Origin of the sequence: Marinobacterium nitratireducens (genome assembly GCF_014645375.1) — a bacterium.
Taxonomy (GTDB): domain Bacteria; phylum Pseudomonadota; class Gammaproteobacteria; order Pseudomonadales; family Balneatricaceae; genus Marinobacterium_A; species Marinobacterium_A nitratireducens.
The window spans coordinates 432,675-447,036 of record NZ_BMLT01000003.1; the positions used below are offsets into that span (position 1 = coordinate 432,675).

A 14,362-nucleotide genomic window follows, 5' to 3' on the forward strand; every position below is an offset into this window, starting at 1 on the left:
TCGATAACTTAAGGTACTATCATGAAAAAGCAAAAGAACATACTTTTCGTTATGTGCGATCAATTGCGGCAGGACTACCTGTCCTGCTATGGTCATGAAACTCTGAAAACACCGAATATAGACGCTCTTGCAAACATGGGCGTAACTTTCGACAATGCCTTTATCCAGTCACCATTATGTGGTCCGTCCCGAGCATCGTTCTATACCGGACGCTATATGTTCAGCCACGGCTCAAACTGGAATAATTTTCCGCTACGCGTCGATGAAAAAACCATTGGCGACTACCTGTCTAATTTCAATGTACGCACGGCATTGGTTGGCAAGACGCATATGCTAGTGGACCCCAAAGAGATCCAACGGCTTAAAATATTTTCTGATGCTGAATTGGGCATTCATTTAAGAGAATGCGGTTTTGAGCCCTATACCAGGGATGATGGCCTGCATCCAGACCCGATTGTCGACCCTGACCTTGAATATAACAAGTACCTCAGCTCCAAGGGTTATAATGACAGCCATAATCCGTGGAATTATGCAGCGAATGCCATAGAAGTCGAAGGAAAGATAAGTAGCGGTTGGCTTATGCGTCATTGCAGCAAGCCCGCTCGGGTTGCAGATGAGCACTCTGAAACAGCCTATATGACAGACAAAGCCATAGAATTCATCAACGACGCAGGTAAAAATTCTTGGTGCCTGCATCTAAGTTATATAAAACCGCACTGGCCTTATATCGTATCCTCACCCTATCACGATATGTACTCAAAGGAGGACATCAAGCCAGTCGTTCGGTCAAGCGCTGAGCTGACGGATGCACACCCTGTCCACAAAGGGTTCATGGACGTTTCCTATTCCAAGGTATTCTCCGATGATAAAGTCAGAGATACGGTCATACCGGCCTACATGGGCCTCATAAAACAAGTCGACGACCACTTTGGGCGCCTGATGCGCTTTCTGAGTGAAAACGAATATTTGGAAAATACTCTGATCGTATTTACTAGTGACCATGGTGACTACCTTGGGGACCACTGGCTCGGCGAGAAGGACCTTTATCACAACCCAAGTATAAAGATTCCATTGATTATATATGATCCGTGCCGAGAAGCAGATGGAACAAGAGGATCAAGAAACGCCTCACTCGTGGAGTCAATAGACCTTCTTCCAACATTCATTAGATTCCATTCACAGGAGTCAATGCCCTATCGGCTGGAAGGTACCTCACTCCTGGATACACTCAGGACTGGCAAAGAGCTCTCACGAAAAGGGGCAATAACCGAGTTAGATTACTCTTGCAGAGAAGAAGCACGTCGAGCCCTGGAGATAGAACCCGAGCAATGCCGGGGCTTTGTGTACACAACGAAATGCTGGAAGTACGTGATGCTTGAAGGCTATGATGCGGTTTTGTTCAACCTGATCGACGATCCGGATGAACTCATCAACGTTGTCGATGATCCAAACAATCGTGACATCGTGCAGGAGTGTCGTGAAGGTATTTTTGAATGGCTTAGAAAGCGGCGAACACGCAACCAAAGCGAAGAAGAAATCAAGTCCTTACCTAGGGACTTCGAAAAACGCGCCGGTATTATGATAGGTGTATGGTAACCCATGTTGATAAACGCATAAATGCATGTTAAAAGTAATCATAATGCTTGTATTTTAAGATACCGCCAGGCATCCTAAAATTACGAAACCAGCATAAGTCAAAAGGCATCTACAAGATGCCTTTTTATATGCTCAAACATTTAAAACAAAGCAGAACCAAAACCATTATCAGCCACCTTAAATAATAATATTACCGCAGGTGCATCATGCAGAACAAAGATATTATCAAGTCACTTGTGAAGTCTATTCGGGTTCTTGAAATTATCAACAGTAACGATGGTTGTACATTAAGTAAGATTCATAATCTGACGTCTATTCCAAAACCGACACTGATAAGGATTCTCAACACCCTTGAGTATTGTCATGTCATTAGAAAAAATCTTATTGATAATCAGTACAGATCAAACTTTATATTTAGTGGAGACCGCTTTAGAGAGCGCATCATTGGCGTTCTTACAGCAGTGTCCGGGAAGGTGCTAGATCGCCTATGTAGCGATATTATTTGGCCCTCCGACCTGCTTATCCGCAATGGAATTTATATGGAAGTTGTTGAAACCACACGAAAGCACACTCCCCTTAGTGTCAACCGAAATAAAATCGGTGACAAGGTAGATATGCTTTCTTCCGCTGTTGGAAGCGCTTATATCTCCTTCTGTTCTGAGAGCGAACGGAACGATCTAGTCAATGACTTAAAGAAATCCAGTGACTACAATCTTTTGTGGACTAAAAGCGATACCTGGCTGAGATCGATAATCGAAAGTACCCTAGCGGCGGGTTACGGCAGCAGAGATATTGATTTTCACGGCGCCCACAAGGGCGAAAAGCCAAAAAATGATGGTCTTTCCGCCATTGCTGTCCCCGTGTACGTAAAGGGCGATATCGTGGGCTGTATTAATTTACTCTGGCCATCTAGGCTCTTTACGCCACAGGAATTTGCAAAAGGCCATCTTCAACAACTTAAGCAAGCCTCAATGGAAATCACGAGGCAAGTCGATAAAATTCTTGTCGAGCCACAGTATAACGAAAGCTAAATGGCGAACAAAAGTCGGCTGATAACTCGACTTCGAAGTGCAATACTGGCATACGCCGACATTTTATAAAACGGCCTTCTAGCAATATAAGCGAATAAGCTTCAGCAGGAAGACTTGGGTCTTATGGAGTTAAAACGTAAGCGTCCGGCGATCACACCTTTTCGGCGGCCGCCGGTTTCCAGTTGTGCGGTAGCAACTCATCGATGGCGCTGGCCTTTTGCGTCGGTAGCCGTGCCAGCACATCTTTTAGATAGGCATAGGGCTCATGCTTGTTCAACTTGGCGGACTGGATCAGGCTCATGATCGCGGTGGCACGCCGGCCACTGCGCAGGAAGCCGGCGAACAGCCAGTTTTTCCGGCCGAGCGCCCAATCTCCACCCGGTTGTTGTCGATCGGGGTTGCGCCGTCATCCAGATAACGCGTTAACGCCGCCTAGCGTTTGAGGCTGTAGTCCAGGGCGTTGGCGATGGCCGTGCCGTCCGGCACTTTTAGCCGCTGCGCTTGCATCCACGCATGTAGCGCCTCCGTGATCGGCTTAGAGTGATCTTGCCGAAGCCGTTGTCGCTCATCGGGTGCTAGGTCTCGGGCGTCATGTTCAACCTTGTAGAGCTGTTTGATGTACTCGACCGCCTGGCCGGCGATCTGGCTCTTGCCCGTCACATGCAGTTCGACGAACTTCCGTCGAGCATGCGCCATGCAACCGATCTCGGTGATCCCGTTTGCGAAGCTGGCCCGGTAACCGGCGTAATCATCGCAGACCAGTTGTCCCTGCCAGTCGCCGAGGAAGTCGCTGTCATGCCGGCCGCCGCGACGGGTGTGAAGTCATAGACGACAGCCTTCAGGCCGGAGAACGGCGTGCTGGCATAGGCCCAGATATAGGCCTTTTGAGTTTTCTTCTTGCCTGGCGCCAGCATCGGCACTGGCGTCTCGTCCGAGTGCAGCACCGCTTCGCTCAGCAGCCGGTCACGCAGCGCGTGGACTAGGGGCTGCACCTGTACACCGCAGACGCCGATCCACTCGGCCAGCGTCGAACGCGAGATCGCGGCGCCGGCGCGGGCAAAGATCTGTTCCTGCCGGTACAGCGGCAGGTGGTCGGCGTACTTGGTAATCAGCAGATGGGCCAGCAAGCCGGTGGTCGGGATACCCTTGTCGAGGATATGGGGTGGCATCGGTGCCTGTGTCAGCGACTCGCATGTGTCGCAGACCCACTTGCCACGGATATGTCGCTCGACGGTGAACACACCGGGCGTATAGTCGAGTTTCTCGCTGATGTCCTCGCCGATGCGCTTCAACCGGCAGCCGCAGGTACAGTGCTCGGACGCCGGCTCATGATGGATCTCGGTCCGAGGCAGCTGCGGCGGCAGCGGTGCGCGCTTGGGCTGGCGCTTATCCGATGCCGCAGGTGTGGTTTTCAGCTGCTCGAGCTCCACCTCGATGGCGGCGATATCGGTATCGATCACTTCCTCGAGCAAGCTGATCTGAAGCACGTTGAGCTGCTCGCTGCGCTGGCCGTACTTGTGGCGCTTGAGCAGCGCCAGCTCATGGGTCAGCTGTTGGTTGCGTTGCTCACTATGCCGGAGGGCCTGATCGCGCTGCTGTATCACCTGATCTTGCTGCTCGACACGCGTCATCAGCTCGGCCGCCAACTGTCGCAGCTGTTCGGGTGAGAGTTGGGAGAGATCAGGCAACGTGGTCATGTTCGGCAGTGTGCCAGAGCCGACAGGATCTGGCGATGCCCATAACCGCTTATAGTCTTGCGCCGGCGGTTGTGTTGCGGAGCTAAAGCACGCTGATCACGCCGGCGGGGCCGAAGCGCTGCCAGGGGAGTCCCTGTACCAGGGCCTGGAGCTGTTCCGGGTGCAGCTCCACCCGGTCACCACGCCAAGCCTCGGGCCATTTGAACTTGCCCTGATGCAGGCGACGCGCCGCCAGCCAGACGCCCAGGCCGTCATGCACCAGCACCTTCATGCGAGTGGCGCGGCGGTTGGCGAACAGATAAGCGCAGTGCGGCTTCGCCGCACCGAACACCGCCACCACCCGCGCCAGCGCCGTATCGGGCCCGGCGCGCATATCCAGCGGTTCGGTCGCCAGCCAGATCTCGTCGATGCGGATCATCGCAGCAGATCCTGCAACCAGCGCAGACAACGGTCGCCGTCAGCCAGGGGCCAGTTCACGACCAGACTGCCGTCGGCACGTGGGATCTCGATCCGGATACTCTCGCCAGAACCCGCCGCCTGCGGTTGGGCTGATGGGGTTGGCAATGAGATAGTCAGAAAAGGTGGTGACGTCGACATGACATCCTGCTGCCGGGCGGCACGGATCCATTTATGGACCAGGTTGGCGTTGAGCCCATGATCCAGGGCAATCCGGGCGACCGACGCCCCTGGTTGCTGGCAGTCGGCCACGATCCTGACCTTGAACTCGGCAGTGAAGCGGCGACGCTTAATGGGGGCTTCCGATACGCTTAGCAGGGTCATAACAGGTGTCCACTTATAAATAGGTGGACACTATCGCCAGTATACAGCCGAGCGCTCAAGACGGTTTCGCCGGACGCTTACGTTAAAACCGAATGGAAACCCGGCTGGTTAATACATGAAGAAGGGATGCTTCATCATTGGCCGCAGGCCAATACGCGCACCACAGAAACCAGCATATCCACGCATCTGAGCCCGTTTCTGTGATAGGACTTACAAATACAATTTATAAGCCAGGTTAATAAAATATTCTGGATAGGCCCGCCTATATATAAACGTAATTCATTCCATCCTTGCAATGTAAACCTGACCATCATGAGTCTCGACAGGAATCGCTTCCAGCCTGAGCCCTTCACAAGGGCCTTCCGTACAGGCTCCGTCCGCAAACTCGAACTTCGCATAGTGAATCGTACACATGAATTGCCGTTTGTCCGTCGTGAACAGGTTCGAAGCCTCCAGGCCCAAGGGTACCTGGAAATGAGGACAGACATTCCGATAGGCCCTATAGACTCCCTGATCATTATAAAGAATCATACGAAATTTAAATTTCGCTTCTTCGCCAAAGGAGAATAGCCTGGCCTTGCCCACACTAACGTCGTTGGTATCGCACAATACAGCCCCTGCCTCAGGTGCATAACGCTCGTCATACCACTTTTTCATCTTGTTGCACCTCTATTCTGCCCAGGCTCCAGTCCCAGGGACAGATCTCTAGACAACCGAACAGGCCGGCCTTATGATAGGGATCGTCTGCCACAAAGCGTTGTACCTCCAGCAAGGTCTCGGCTTCGATCACAAGCAGCGTCCCGTTCATACTCTCCGCCGTTGCATCCAGCGTTGGCCCCCCAAGCACGACGTTTAGATCATAAATGTGTTCTCGCAGGTATTTTCGGTGTTCGGGACGCACTTGAGCCCGGATGGCCCCCATACCGGGCTTGTCTCTGGCAAAAACTGCAAAATACATAATCAACCCGCATCGTTCAGAACGAAATCGTATTCGAGAAACCAGGCACCTAGACTGACACCAAAGTCCCTGGCCAGGCCAGCATCCTCTATACGGTGGAAATCCTTTACCAACGACTCCTTGACTCCGAATACAGCATCCGAGTCGATGTAAGGATCCTGACGGTCATAAATCTGGGTCACGACCGGCTCGAATCCTTCGGCACTGACGATGAAGTGAATATGCGCCGGGCGATAATTGTGCCGTCCAACCGCGCTTAGCATTTCGCCGACAGGACCGTCGCCCGGAATCGGGTAGTATTTGGGTTTCACGGTCCTGAAGCTGTAGAAACCGTCTTCGTCGCTGAGAAAACAACCACGCAGGTTCATTTCTGGCTGAGATTCGTCCTGCTGCTCATACAACCCGTTGTCGGCAGCCTGCCAGACGTCGATCAGGGCGCCGGCAACCGGTTTCCCAGCAGCAGTCATGACCCGGCCCCGAACGAGACACTCCTCGCCATCGGCCGTTCCCCGGGAAATATTGCTCCCCAGAGGCAACAACTGCGCACCGTCTCGATAAAAGGGCCCCAGCACCGCAACTTCGGTCACACCCTCTGGTTTGCGGTTGGCGATACAGTCTTTCAATGCGGTTACACCGAGCGTATCGGATAGCAGGATATACTCTTGTCGCACGGTATCGCACTTCTGTCCCACGCGGGTCAGAAACTCTATGCCACTGATCCACTCTTCATCTGTAGGCTCGACTTCCCGGATAAAGGCGTGCAAGTGCCTGACCAGGCATGACATAACGTCGTTGAGTCTGGCATTTTCCGAATTAAGTGTACCGATAACGACATCGGTAATGTTTTCTTCGCTGATCCCCATGCTCTTTTCCTTTATTATTTCGATGGATTCAGGCACTCCGTTCGGACTTGATACCGGTCGCACCCATGGCGGAGCCGCACACAGATGTACTGGTCGTTACCAAGCCCGACATCATGAGCGGTCGTCAAATTGCGGCTGCGCTCGGCCGAATGCCGTCGTAAGCTTGGTGCAGCAGCGCCAGAACATCATCGCGGATTACCGGCCGGGGATTGTAATAGGGGTTGGTTGTGGCGATACCGGCGGCCTTTTCCAAATCCGATTCCTTCATGCCAATGTCTTTCAATGCCACCGGAGCGCCCAGCGAGAGCGCCAAGTCGAAGAGGGCCGGGGCGGCATCTTCGGCTTTGACACCCAGTGCGCGCCCTATTGCAGCCATGGCCTTGGGGGCATGGGCCTGGTTGAACGCGGTCGCCTGCGGTATGACAACCGTATGCACCTCGGCATGAGGCAGGTTAAAACTGCCGCCCAGCGTATGGCAGAGCTTGTGATGAATGGCCATACCAACAGTGCCAAGCACCGTGCCAGCCAGCCAGGCTCCATACAATGCCTGCGCCCGCGCCTCGATGTCACCCGGCGTTCTGACAACCACCGGCAGACTTTGCGCCAGCGCCCGGATACCCTCTTCTGCCATCAGCGATGTAACAGGGTTCTGGCTTTGCGAGTAAAGCCCCTCCACGCAGTGGGCGATTGCGTTCATACCGCTTGGGCCGGAAATGAAGTCGGGCAGCTCCAGCGTCAGTTCCGGATCATAGATAACAGTCTTTGGCAGCACCCGCGTGTCGCGCCCCGTTGTCTTGAGACCATCACGCGTCAACCCCCAGACTGGAGTCATCTCGGAACCGGCATAGGTGGTCGGTATCGCGAGAATCGGCAAGTCTGTTTCGAGAGCGATCGCCTTGGCGAGACCGATGGTGGAACCACCGCCAATGGCCGCGCAACCATCAACCTCGAACTTTCGAGCCACCCCCATCACATCGGCGACGGTTTCGACCGGCACGTGCATGACGGCTTGATCGTAGATACCAACCGCAATATCGCCGAGCCGGGCGGCCAGATCCTCTGCTAAAGGTCGCTGCTGCGGCGTGCTCAACACCAACACGCGACGCATGCCCAGCGCTTCGGCCTCGGCTTTTGCCTGGGCCAGCTTGCCCGCACCGAATATGATGCGACCGGGGTTTATCTGGTAGTGGAAGTCGATCATCTTTCTGCTCCTGTGTGCGCACGTCCGGCGTTGAGGTCGCACAGGACATCAAGCTTCTCGGCCGAAGGTACCCGGATGGTTGACCGCATCGCTGCTACTCTCCTCTTACCGTTTGTAGAAGGGCGGAATCTGCGCGTCGACGTTAACCCAGACGGATTTCACCTGGGTGTATTCACGCATTACCTCGAATCCCATCTCACGGCCGTAGCCCGATTTGCCGACGCCGCCGAACGGGCTAGCCGGATTGACTCGCTTGTAGCTGTTGATCCAGACCATTCCGGCATGCAACTCGCGGGCGAACAGGTGCGCTCGCTCTAGATCCCGGGTCCAGAGACCAGCGCCCAAGCCGTAGTCCGTGCCGTTGGCTATGGCCAAGGCTTCGGCATCATCTTTAAAGGTCATGACGGTAACAAAGGGCCCGAAAACTTCCTCCTGCGCTATTCGATCGCCCGGCTTGGCGCGAACAATGGTTGGCTGTACGTAGCAACCACCGGCCAGTTCCGGCGATTCGGGCGCTGTGCCGCCGAGCAGGATTTCCCCGCCCTCCTGCTTTGCGATCTGGCAATAGCTGAGGACGCGGTCCTGATGGAGTTTCGACGTCAAAGGCCCCATCTCGGTGTCCGGATCCCGAGGCTCCCCCAATCGGATCGAACGGGCCAACCCGACAAACCGGTCCAGAAACTCATCGGCGATGCGCTCGTGCAGCAGGATGCGTGAACCGGCGATACAGGCTTGCCCCTGGTTATGGAAGATAGCAAAAGCAGCTCCGCCAACGGCCTTCTTCAAATCGGCGTCCTCGAAGACGATGTTCGCACCCTTGCCGCCCAACTCAAGCTGAACCTTCTTCAGGTTACCGGCAGAGGCCTTTACGATGCGCTGCCCAGTCTCTGTCGAGCCGGTAAAAGCGATCTTGCCGACATCTTCGTGCTCCGCCAGGCGCGCACCAGCGCTGTGGCCATAACCTACGACGACATTGACCACCCCCGGGGGAAAGCCGACTTCCTGCATCAGCTCCGCAATACGCAGGGTTGTCAGCGGCGTCAGTTCTGCCGGTTTCAACACAACCGTATTGCCCGCAGCCAGTGCCGGTGCCATCTTCCAGCTGGTGAACATTAGCGGAAAGTTCCAGGGCACGATCTGGCCGACAACGCCGATCGGCTCCCGCTGGGTATAGTTGAGAAAACCGCTTTCTACCGGGATGACACTGCCTTCGACCTTATCCGCCATGCCGCCGAAGTAACGGAAGGTATAGGCGGTACGCGGCACGTCCAGGTTGCGCGTATCACGAATCGGGTGACCGGTGTCGAGGGACTCCAGCTGAGCCAACTCCTCGGCGCAGTCTTCAATCCTGTCGGCCAGCTTCAGCAGCAGGCGCCCGCGTTCCGATGCCTGCATTGCCGACCAGGCCGGGAAGGCGGCCTTGGCTGCCGCCACCGCACGATCGACATCCTCCGCTTTTGCCTCGGCAACCCGGGTAATCACGGAGCCGTCGTGAGGATTGAGCACGTCGATGGTGCCGCCGTCCCTGGCCTCGCACCATTCCCCTCCGATCAGCATATTGTTCTGGATATTCATCGGCCTTTGTCCCCCTCGACTAAAAGGTCACCGGTACCATCGGTACGGTACCGTTCTTGATCATTTCCTGGATTTCCGGCGAGCCGTTTTCCCACACCAGCAGCAACGAGCGTTTCGGGGACAGACCCTTGTGGCGGATATCACCCGGCATCGCGGCCACATCGCCGGCCCGCATGGTCACGGTCGCTGTCGGCGCACTGGTATGCTTGTCCTCGATATTCCAGATAATATGGTCCGAGAGCTGCACGAACCATTCGACCCGATCGTTGCCGTGGGCAATCGGCAGTACAAACTCTTCGGTCGTGGGGCAGAACAAGCTCTGTCGAACGACAGAAGCGACGGACGGGTTCCAGGTAACGTCGGAGCGGGACAGGTATCCAAACAGATTGAACGCATACAGCTGGTCTTCGAAGCCGGGTTCAGCTTCGATCACAGGCTGCTCCTGATCAACGTCAAGGAAGGCCCGGTTGACCGGATAGCCATTTTCATCAGTTCGCAGCGGAGCATCCCCCGGAATGCCAACCATACGCTTGGCGACTTCGCGCTTACGTTCAATCAAAGCATCTTCGTTACCCTGCTTGCGCCCCCAGGCATTGCCCGTTTCCTGCGGCGCGGCGAACGGATCGAAACCTTCATTGGTCCAGTCAGAGATCATCGCCTTGAATACAGCCATCAATTCATCGGAGCGAAAATTCTCCGAGTAGGTCCTTTCGGCTTTCACCCACTCTTCGTTGAAAGTCCCCAGAAACATATCAACGTTACCGTAATGGTTGGTGGTGCCAAAGACATCATCGAATGCCACTGTGCCGTAGAAAAAGCCCCAGGCAATATCACGCATGAGAGCCTTGAGAAAAGCATCGATCGGCATAACATGTTCGCCGACCGGTGAGTCGATATAGGCAAAGTATTCACAGCGGCTGAACGCGAAGCTCCCAGCACGAAAAGTCTCGTAACCTGTGACGCTGTTATCGGGGATACATTTCAAGCTGACATTCATAGCAGATACCTCAGTGGTTAAGTTTTTTCTTATGAAGATTGAATCCAACAGGAGGGCGTATTTACTTGATGCAGATATCACCCCACTTTTCGACGGACTCCTGACCAATGAGCGTCTGAAGCATCAGTGTCGCAGGGGCTGAAGCTTGAAAACGGTAAGCGACTTTTTCCGGCAGCAGCGCCTGATGACCTCGCTTCATCAGAATCCGGCCCATTTTTCTCCCATCAGGATGCCCCTGGAGCTTTACCGCTCCATCCTGGTTCTCATCGACGACCTTCTCATCGTCCAGCTTGACGAAATGTACTTCGACGTCGTAATCCATCGCGACGACAAATTCGTCGTGAGAGCAGACATACCAGTCCGAGGTATTCTCTGCACGCGACACCTCGATGGTGTAATCAAGATTCTTGGCTACCACGACACGCTCGTAAGGTGCACTGGTCGCCGCAACTTCATAAAGATTAGAAAATACAAAACGCTTGGGATCTTCATTAAGGATCTGGATCCCGCCCTTGGTATAGTCATCAATAGACGCAAACTTGGTTTTATACTCTGCCATCATGACTGATTCCTCTCAGGATTGACCTATACTATTCAATCAAAAAGGACAAACGTAATTTCGTCGTAAACAGCCACCTCAGCATATTCCGATATTAATACGCAATCGAGGCATCGACGCTGCTTGTCCATACCAGTTATTAGTATCATCCAACCGGGAAACTGGAAAAATCTGAGCGGATGCGTTTCGCAATGCGAAATTATTTATTGGCTTCCTAAAAAACCAGACACTAGCTCCAGTAGAGTCAGTACCGGAAAGAGGGATCAGGGCTTATTGAAACTGTTCAAAGGTCAGCGATTGTTGGTGTGTGCCGCTTACGGCAGGAAGCCTGCAGCAGCGCAACCGCCAGGGTCGGAGAACACCCCTGTAATGCAGGAGCCAATCTCGGGGAACACTTCAACTGAGCCTGATACCAGCGTGGTGCCTGAAAGCACGAGGTGGGTTACACGACGCCCAGAGCAAAGTCAGCAGCGAATACCTCGCACCAAGCGTCGTTTCAGCCATCCAGTTACTCTGCTTTGCAGGCTCCTCAGCGCGTGGTCTGCCGCACCTGCTCCGCCACGGCCTGCAGGCGCGGCAAATACCGCCCCTTCAGGGTCTCCATATCGACCCGGGCGGCATTGGTGCTGATGTTGATCGCCCCCAGCAGCTCGCCGCTTCCTGCGAATACCGGCACCGCCACCGAGCGCAGCGCCGAATCCAGCTCCTGATCGACAATCGAATAACCCTGCTCCCTGACCTTGCGAATCTCGGCCTCCAGCGCATCCCGCGTGGTCAGCGACGAAGCCGTAAAGGCGGACAGCTCCACCCGCTCCAGAAATCCCTGCAGCTCCGGCTCGGCCAGCTGCGCGAGCAGCACCCGCCCCATGGAGGTATAGGCAGCCGGCAGTCGGGTACCGACGGACAGCGTAATGGCCATCAGGCGGTGCCGGGCGGCGGACCGCACCACGTAGACCACATCGTCGCCATCCAGTACCGCCAGCGATGACGACTCGCCAAGCTCGGCGGTGATGTCTTCGAGGTACTGCTGGATCACGGCGCGGTACTGGTTCGACGCCTGATACGCATACCCCAGCTGCAGCACCCGCGGCGTGAGCTCGAACTGACGACCGCTGCGCTTTACAAAACCCAGCGCATGCAGGGTCAGCAGGAAACGGCGCGCCTTGGCACGGTCCATCTCCGTTCGCGCCGCCACCTCGCTCAGCGTCATGCGCGGATGCTCGGCATCGAAGCACTGCAGCACATCCAGGCCTGCAGCGAGCGCCCCCACGTAATCCCGGTCCCCGGGCTCCAGCGTCTTGTCGTCCATTTTGGCTCCTTCAAACCCAATCGAAAGTCAGTATCAACGCATCCTAGCAGCAAGTTCGCATTACGAACATAAGTGCAAATTTGATGACTGGTGAAAATTTGTACTTGACGCCATCCATCCGATCACGCCATGATGTTCGCATTACAAATTAGTGTTCGCATTGCGAACTTATTAAGAAACACACAGGAGGTACTGCGATGGCTGAATTTCTCTCCCTCCAGGATGCGGTGAGCCGACACGTCAACAACGGCGATATCGTCGCGATGGAAGGCTTCACTCACCTGATCCCGTTTGCCGCGGGCCACGAAATCATTCGCCAGGAAAAGCGCGATCTGACCCTGATCCGCATGACGCCTGACCTGATCTATGACCAGCTGATCGGCGCCGGTTGCGCCAGCAAGCTGATCTTCTCCTGGGGCGGCAACCCGGGCGTAGGCTCCCTGCATCGCCTGCGGGACGCGGTGGAAAAAGGCTGGCCCAAGCCCCTCGAGATCCTGGAGCACAGCCACGCGGCGATGGCCTGCGCCTATGAGGCCGGCGCCGCCGGCCTGCCGCTGGCGGTGCTGCGCGGCTATGTCGGCAGTGATCTGCCGAAGGTGAACGATCAGATCAGGTTCATCGAATGCCCCTTCAGCGGTGAAAAGCTGGCGGCGGTGCCGTCCATCCGTCCCGATGTGGCGATCATTCATGCCCAGCGCGCCGACCGCCAGGGCAACGTGCTGATCGAAGGCATTGTGGGCATTCAGAAAGAAGTCGTGCTGGCCGCCAAACGCAGCATCGTCACCGTCGAGGAAATCGTCGATGACCTCGGCGCGTCCGTGAATGCCTGCGTGCTGCCCGCCTGGGCGGTCAGCGCCATTGCCGAAGTCCCCAAAGGCGCGAAACCCTCCTACGCCCTCGGCTATTACGAGCGCGACAACGCCTTTTACAAGCAATGGGACGGAATCGCCCGGGATCGCGAAAGCTTCCAGGCCTGGCTGCAAGAGAACGTTTTCGAGAAAGGAGCTGCGTGAGATGAGCCTTGAATTTACCGCATCGGAAATGATGAGCGTCACTGCCGCGCGGGCGCTGACCAACGACATGACCTGCTTCGTGGGCATCGGCCTTCCGAGCGAGGCTGCGAACCTGGCTCGCCTGACCCACGCGCCGGATGTCACCCTGATCTACGAATCCGGCACCCTGCAGACCCGACCCGATATTCTGCCGCTGTCCATCGGCGACGGGGAGCTTTGCGAATCGGCCCTGACCACCGTATCGGTACCGGAAATGTTCCGTTACTGGCTGCAGGGCGGCCACATCAGCGTCGGTTTCCTGGGCACCGCCCAGATCGACCGCTACGCCAACCTGAACACCACCCTGATCGGTGACTACCGCAACCCCAAGGTCCGCCTGCCGGGCGGCGGCGGCGCGCCGGAAATCGCCGCCAACGCCAAGGAAGTGTTCATTACCGTCAAACACTCGAAGCGCACCTTCGTCAGGGACGTCGACTTCGTGACCACGGTGGGCTTCGGTCGCGACGGCAAGGCACGGGATAACGTACCCAATATCGGCCGCGGTCCCAGCGTGGTGATCACCGACCTGTGCATCCTAAAGCCGGATCCCGAAACCCGGGAGCTTGTGGTCACGTCGCTGCATCCGAACGTCACCCGCGAGGATGTTATCGACGCCACCGGCTGGGAGATCCGCTTCGCCGACCGGCTGGAAACCACCCCGGCCCCCACCGCCGGCGAGCTGGAAGTCCTGCGCAGCCTGAAAGCACGCACCCACGCCCACCATTCCGGCCAGCACTGAGGTAA

Annotated in this window: 14 protein-coding genes and 1 pseudogene; 4 read left to right on the forward strand and 11 right to left on the reverse strand. The window is 55.7% G+C overall.

Annotated elements, in window-relative coordinates; all coding sequences use genetic code 11:
• The first annotated feature begins 21 nt into the window (after positions 1–21).
• Positions 22–1,596 carry a sulfatase-like hydrolase/transferase gene (locus IEX85_RS07645; RefSeq protein WP_188859991.1) on the forward strand — a complete coding sequence of 525 codons (1,575 nt, stop codon included), beginning with the start codon at positions 22–24 and terminating at the stop codon, positions 1,594–1,596.
• 206 nt (positions 1,597–1,802) lie between these two features.
• Positions 1,803–2,627: a helix-turn-helix domain-containing protein gene (locus IEX85_RS07650; protein WP_188859992.1), complete on the forward strand. Its 825-nt coding sequence runs from the start codon at positions 1,803–1,805 to the stop codon at positions 2,625–2,627.
• A gap of 151 nt (positions 2,628–2,778) precedes the next feature.
• Here the strand turns inward: IEX85_RS07650 and tnpC are convergent.
• The 11 genes and pseudogenes from tnpC to IEX85_RS07705 form a co-directional block, all read right to left on the reverse strand.
• Positions 2,779–4,324: pseudogene (gene tnpC, locus IEX85_RS07655) on the reverse strand (IS66 family transposase).
• Between the two features lie 82 nt (positions 4,325–4,406).
• Complete coding sequence (gene tnpB / locus IEX85_RS07660) at positions 4,407–4,742, reverse strand: IS66 family insertion sequence element accessory protein TnpB (protein WP_188859993.1); 336 nt, start codon at positions 4,740–4,742, stop codon at positions 4,407–4,409.
• Entirely contained in the window at positions 4,739–5,104 is a 366-nt protein-coding gene (gene tnpA / locus IEX85_RS07665) for an IS66-like element accessory protein TnpA (protein ID WP_188859994.1), read from the reverse strand. The genes tnpB and tnpA overlap by 4 nt, the downstream gene beginning before the upstream one ends.
• Before the next feature lie 279 nt (positions 5,105–5,383).
• Positions 5,384–5,761, reverse strand: a complete 378-nt coding sequence (locus IEX85_RS07670) for a Rieske (2Fe-2S) protein (protein WP_188859995.1) — start codon at positions 5,759–5,761, stop codon at positions 5,384–5,386.
• Positions 5,745–6,062: a YciI family protein gene (locus IEX85_RS07675; RefSeq protein ID WP_229721829.1), complete on the reverse strand. Its 318-nt coding sequence runs from the start codon at positions 6,060–6,062 to the stop codon at positions 5,745–5,747. Before IEX85_RS07675 ends, IEX85_RS07670 begins: the two co-directional genes overlap by 17 nt.
• 2 nt (positions 6,063–6,064) lie before the next feature.
• A complete protein-coding gene (locus IEX85_RS07680) occupies positions 6,065–6,925 on the reverse strand; it encodes an intradiol ring-cleavage dioxygenase (protein ID WP_188859997.1) in 861 nt (286 codons plus the stop codon).
• A gap of 124 nt (positions 6,926–7,049) precedes the next feature.
• Positions 7,050–8,126 (reverse strand): maleylacetate reductase, encoded by a 1,077-nt coding sequence (locus tag IEX85_RS07685; protein WP_188859998.1) that lies wholly within the window; start codon positions 8,124–8,126, stop codon positions 7,050–7,052.
• A gap of 105 nt (positions 8,127–8,231) precedes the next feature.
• Positions 8,232–9,701: an aldehyde dehydrogenase family protein gene (locus tag IEX85_RS07690; RefSeq protein ID WP_229721830.1), complete on the reverse strand. Its 1,470-nt coding sequence runs from the start codon at positions 9,699–9,701 to the stop codon at positions 8,232–8,234.
• A gap of 19 nt (positions 9,702–9,720) precedes the next feature.
• On the reverse strand, positions 9,721–10,698 hold the full coding sequence (locus IEX85_RS07695) for a hydroxyquinol 1,2-dioxygenase (protein WP_188859999.1): 978 nt from the start codon (positions 10,696–10,698) through the stop codon (positions 9,721–9,723).
• A gap of 61 nt (positions 10,699–10,759) precedes the next feature.
• Positions 10,760–11,260 carry a cupin domain-containing protein gene (locus IEX85_RS07700; protein ID WP_188860000.1) on the reverse strand — a complete coding sequence of 167 codons (501 nt, stop codon included), beginning with the start codon at positions 11,258–11,260 and terminating at the stop codon, positions 10,760–10,762.
• A gap of 526 nt (positions 11,261–11,786) precedes the next feature.
• On the reverse strand, positions 11,787–12,566 hold the full coding sequence (locus IEX85_RS07705; RefSeq protein WP_188860001.1) for an IclR family transcriptional regulator domain-containing protein: 780 nt from the start codon (positions 12,564–12,566) through the stop codon (positions 11,787–11,789).
• A 197-nt stretch (positions 12,567–12,763) separates the two neighbouring features.
• Here IEX85_RS07705 and IEX85_RS07710 point away from each other — a divergent pair, with 197 nt between their 5' ends.
• Both IEX85_RS07710 and IEX85_RS07715 read left to right on the forward strand, forming a co-directional pair.
• Complete coding sequence (locus tag IEX85_RS07710) at positions 12,764–13,579, forward strand: CoA transferase subunit A (protein WP_188860002.1); 816 nt, start codon at positions 12,764–12,766, stop codon at positions 13,577–13,579.
• Position 13,580: 1 nt separating this feature from the next.
• A complete protein-coding gene (locus tag IEX85_RS07715; RefSeq protein ID WP_188860003.1) occupies positions 13,581–14,357 on the forward strand; it encodes a CoA-transferase subunit beta in 777 nt (258 codons plus the stop codon).
• Positions 14,358–14,362 lie beyond the last annotated feature (5 nt).

Coding starts and splice junctions, on each gene's coding strand:
- IEX85_RS07685 (WP_188859998.1), bottom strand. CDS start 8,126: ATGATCGACTTCCACTACCAGATAAACCCCGGTCGCATCATATTCGGT.
- IEX85_RS07645 (WP_188859991.1), top strand. CDS start 22: ATGAAAAAGCAAAAGAACATACTTTTCGTTATGTGCGATCAATTGCGG.
- tnpB (WP_188859993.1), bottom strand. CDS start 4,742: ATGATCCGCATCGACGAGATCTGGCTGGCGACCGAACCGCTGGATATG.
- tnpA (WP_188859994.1), bottom strand. CDS start 5,104: ATGACCCTGCTAAGCGTATCGGAAGCCCCCATTAAGCGTCGCCGCTTC.
- IEX85_RS07715 (WP_188860003.1), top strand. CDS start 13,581: ATGAGCCTTGAATTTACCGCATCGGAAATGATGAGCGTCACTGCCGCG.
- IEX85_RS07690 (WP_229721830.1), bottom strand. CDS start 9,701: ATGAATATCCAGAACAATATGCTGATCGGAGGGGAATGGTGCGAGGCC.
- IEX85_RS07695 (WP_188859999.1), bottom strand. CDS start 10,698: ATGAATGTCAGCTTGAAATGTATCCCCGATAACAGCGTCACAGGTTAC.
- IEX85_RS07670 (WP_188859995.1), bottom strand. CDS start 5,761: ATGAAAAAGTGGTATGACGAGCGTTATGCACCTGAGGCAGGGGCTGTA.
- IEX85_RS07705 (WP_188860001.1), bottom strand. CDS start 12,566: ATGGACGACAAGACGCTGGAGCCCGGGGACCGGGATTACGTGGGGGCG.
- IEX85_RS07650 (WP_188859992.1), top strand. CDS start 1,803: ATGCAGAACAAAGATATTATCAAGTCACTTGTGAAGTCTATTCGGGTT.
- IEX85_RS07710 (WP_188860002.1), top strand. CDS start 12,764: ATGGCTGAATTTCTCTCCCTCCAGGATGCGGTGAGCCGACACGTCAAC.
- IEX85_RS07680 (WP_188859997.1), bottom strand. CDS start 6,925: ATGGGGATCAGCGAAGAAAACATTACCGATGTCGTTATCGGTACACTT.
- IEX85_RS07675 (WP_229721829.1), bottom strand. CDS start 6,062: ATGTATTTTGCAGTTTTTGCCAGAGACAAGCCCGGTATGGGGGCCATC.
- IEX85_RS07700 (WP_188860000.1), bottom strand. CDS start 11,260: ATGATGGCAGAGTATAAAACCAAGTTTGCGTCTATTGATGACTATACC.